Consider the following 3,592-nt stretch of genomic DNA (forward strand, 5'->3'; position numbering starts at 1 on the left):
GCGCAGCCCGGATAATGCAGCTGCGCCGCCAGGCCAAACGAGGGCTGCGATAGTTCGTCCTCAGACCGAGGAACAGGACCTGCCGTTCAGCGTGAATCCGGCGGGTGAGACGTTGCTGCCCTGCCAGCTCGCCTGGAATCCGAAGTCCACCGAGCCTCCCGCTGCGATGGTCCCGTTCCAGCCCTCGTTGCTCACCGTCACGGCGGCGCCGCTCTGCGACGCCTTGCCGTTCCAGCTGTTGGTGATCCGCTGGCCGTTCGCGAACGACCAGCCCAGGTTCCAGCCCGTGATGGCGCCGGCGCCCTGGTTGGTGATCTTCACCGAGCCGGTGAAGCCACCTCCCCACTGGCTCGTGACCCGGTACTGGACCGAGCAGCCGGGTGGCGGCTGGTCGGTGACCGTCGTCGTGCCAGTGGTGCTCGTGGTGGTGGTTGTCGTCGTGGTCGTGGTCGACGTCCGGCTGCTCGGCGACGTGTCCGTGGGGTGCGTGACGGAACTGGTGTTGCCGGGCTCGCCGCTCGGCTCCGCGACGAGGATGCCGCGGCCGTTGGTGCCCAGGTAGACGCGTCCGTAGACGCGCGGGTCGCCGGTGATCGCCTCGCCCATGTTGCCGTACTGGTGCTGGTCGTCGTTGATCCGCACCCAGTACCGGCCGGTGTCGTCGTCGGACCGGTAGACGCCGGTCTTGCCGTCGATGGTCAGCACCGCGTAGAGCGCCGGGTAGGTCTTCTCCGCCGCGGGCTTGCCGAAGCCGATGTTGACGCCCGAGGTCACGCCGGGGACCGCGGTGACCGTGCGGCCCGAGTCGGTGGAGCGGAACAGGCCGCCCTCGCCGACCAGCCAGACGTGGCCCTCGTGGCCCGGCACCGCGTGCAGCTTGCCGACGTCGGCGGTCGCGCCGGCGGTGAACGTGGCGCCGCCGTCCGTGCTGACGTACACGGTGTCGTTGGCCAGGCCGTAGAACTTGTTCGGGTTGACCCGGTCGGACTCGACCACGGCGCCCGCCGGGATGCCCGCGGACGGGGCCCACGAGTTGCCGAAGCCCACCGAGTAGTGCACGGCCGCGCCGGCCGGGCTCCACACGAACCGGCTGCCGTCCGCCGCGGCCGCGACCGTGCCGCCGCCCGTGACACCGCCGGGCTCGCTGCCCGCGAACCAGTTCGCGCCGCCGTCGGTGGAGAACGCGACGTGCGCCGAGCCGTCGACGTTGCCGGAGCGGACCATCACCGAGGCGTTCCTCTCGGCGAAGTCCAGGCTCGTGGTCGAGGTGAAGTTCGGCTGGAGGAACATCATCGACGGCACCTTCGCCAGGTCCACGTGCCGGAACCCGCCGATGTCGCCGAGACCGCTGATCAGCGGGGCCGCGCCGGTGGGCGGGCTGATCAGGTCGAGCACCGCGGTCTCCTCCAGGCCCGCGGCGGTCGGCTTGATCGTGATCTTGCCGCCGGTGTCCCACTTGCGCAGGTCCGTGGTGCCGTAGATGGTCGCGCCGGTGCCGTACATCATCCGGTCGGAGTCGAAGGGGTCGATCTCCAGCGACTCGACCATCCAGCCGAGCTTCGGCGTGACCTCCGGCGGTTGCGGGTTCGCGCCCCAGCTCAGCCACGGCGAGGAGCTGATGTCCATGGTGTAGCGGAAGCTGCGGTCGGGGTAGCTCGTGAAGTCCCACGCGCGGGTCCACGTCGCGCCGCCGTCGGTGCTGCGGAAGAGGATGATGTCCGGCCACCAGGAGATCTGGGTGGCGACCATCAGCGTGTTCGGGTTCCGGCGGTCGATGGTCAGGCCGCTGTAGCCGAAGTAGTCGTCCGAGCTGGTCGACGGGATCGGGCTGATCCGGGTCCACGCGCCGGTGGCGGTGTCGTACTTCCAGACGTCGCCCTTGCCGCCGTCGTAGGGGCCGCCGGTGTCGCTGGTGGCCAGGTAGAGGAAGCCGCCCGCGGTGTCGAGCACGCCCTTGTGCGCGATGTAGCCCGTGGGCTGGCCGGCCAGCCGGGTCCACGTCGTGCCCGCGTCCGTGCTGCGGTAGACGGTGTTCTCCTTGTCGGCGACGCCGACGTAGATGGTCTTGGTGGGGCTGCCCGCCGTGGAGGAGCGCGGGTCGTAGGTCACCCAGACGACGCCCTGGATGTCGTTGGAGTAGCCGTTGGTGTCGTTGGGGTCGGCGACGTAGTTGCCGGGGTTGGGGAAGCTCGTGACCTGCGACCAGGTGACGCCGCTGTCCGTGCTGCGCCACAGGCCCTTGCCGCTGGGCGCGCCGAAGTACAGGACGCGGCCGTCGTTGGGGTCGACCGCGAGCCGCTCGCCCATGCCGCGACCGGGCATGTTGCCGCCGACCTTGAACGGCAGCTCGGTGCGCTGCCAGGTCTTGCCGCGGTTGGCGGAGCGCAGGATCGCGCCGTTGTTGGGGTCCCAGCTGTTGGTGTACATGCCGACGGCGGCGTACACCTTCTCGGCGTTCGCGGGGTCCGGCGCGATGCCGGCGACGCCGTTGTACCCCCACTTGTCCCAGCCGACCCAGTCCAGGAGGGGCACCCAGCGCCCGGTCGTCTGGTCCCACCGGTACGCGCCGCCGATGTCGGTGCGCGCGTAGATGAGGTTCTTCTCGGCGGGGCTGAACACGATGCCGGGCACGAACCCGCCGCCCGCGATCTCCACGTTGCGCCAGGTGTGCGGCTGCTCGGGGACGGCCGCCGCGGCAGCGGGCTGCGCCGCGGGACTGGCCGCGGCGGTCACGAGCACGACCCCGAGCGCCGCCACGGCGGCCGAGGCCAGCGCGAGCAGGCGCCGGCCGGCGTGGCCGCGGCGGGGACGGGCGTCGGAGCGCCGGGTCGCGCCGGGCCGGACGACCGCCGCACGCCGAACGGCGCGGGCGGTCGCGCCGCGCTCCTCGGCGGGGCGGACGGCACCGGGCTGGTCCGACCGGGCGGCCGCGAGCGGAGCGGCCGGGGCCGTCGCGCGCCGAACCGCAGCGGGCTGGTCCGACCCGGCCGCCGCAGGCGGGTTGGCCGACGCCGTCGCACGCACAGCCGCGCCCGGCTCCTCCGACCGGATAGCCGCGAGCGGGGCAGCCGCACCGGACTCGTCCGACCGGGCAGCCGCGAGCGGGGCAGCCGCACCGGACCCGTCCGACCGGGCGGCCGCGGGCCGGGCAGCCGGAGCCGGGGTGTCGCCTTCCCGGCCGCGTCGGGGCGCACCGGATCGGACGGCGCGGGAATGGCCCGGCCGGGCGGGGTCCGCCTCGTGCGGAGTGGGTCGGGCCATCGTGCTGCGCTCCTTTGCGCGGGGTGGGAGGAGGCGGTGGGCGAGAGGGATCCGCCTCCTCCCTGGCTCTGCGAGTCAGGGATTCGCCGGACGCGCTCGACGCCCGACCCCACCGTTCTGGGAGCGCTCCCAGATCAGCAGGATTGGACCGTAGCCGGCGGCGTCGGTCGGCGGCAAGGGCGTCCCGTTGCGCCATCCGAGTGAAGTGCGGTGCGTGATCATCGACGGCCGTCGAACCGGCTGTCGAATCGATTCGAAAACGCCACGACCCGGGCCGCACCGGCCCCGGGGGGGGGGGGGGGTAGAACAGCGGGGGGGGGGAGGCGGGCGG

The 3,592-nt window shown here is 72.8% G+C and carries 1 protein-coding gene; it reads right to left on the reverse strand.

Annotation, left to right across the window (positions count from 1 at the left end):
* Positions 1-60: 60 nt before the first annotated feature.
* Positions 61-3,024, reverse strand: a complete 2,964-nt coding sequence (locus ACFXGA_RS29515; RefSeq protein WP_378093437.1) for a cellulose binding domain-containing protein — start codon at positions 3,022-3,024, stop codon at positions 61-63.
* Between the last annotated feature and the right edge of the window lie 568 nt (positions 3,025-3,592).

This window comes from Actinosynnema sp. NPDC059335 (genome assembly GCF_042752395.1).
In the GTDB taxonomy this organism is placed as follows: Bacteria; Actinomycetota; Actinomycetes; order Mycobacteriales; family Pseudonocardiaceae; genus Actinosynnema.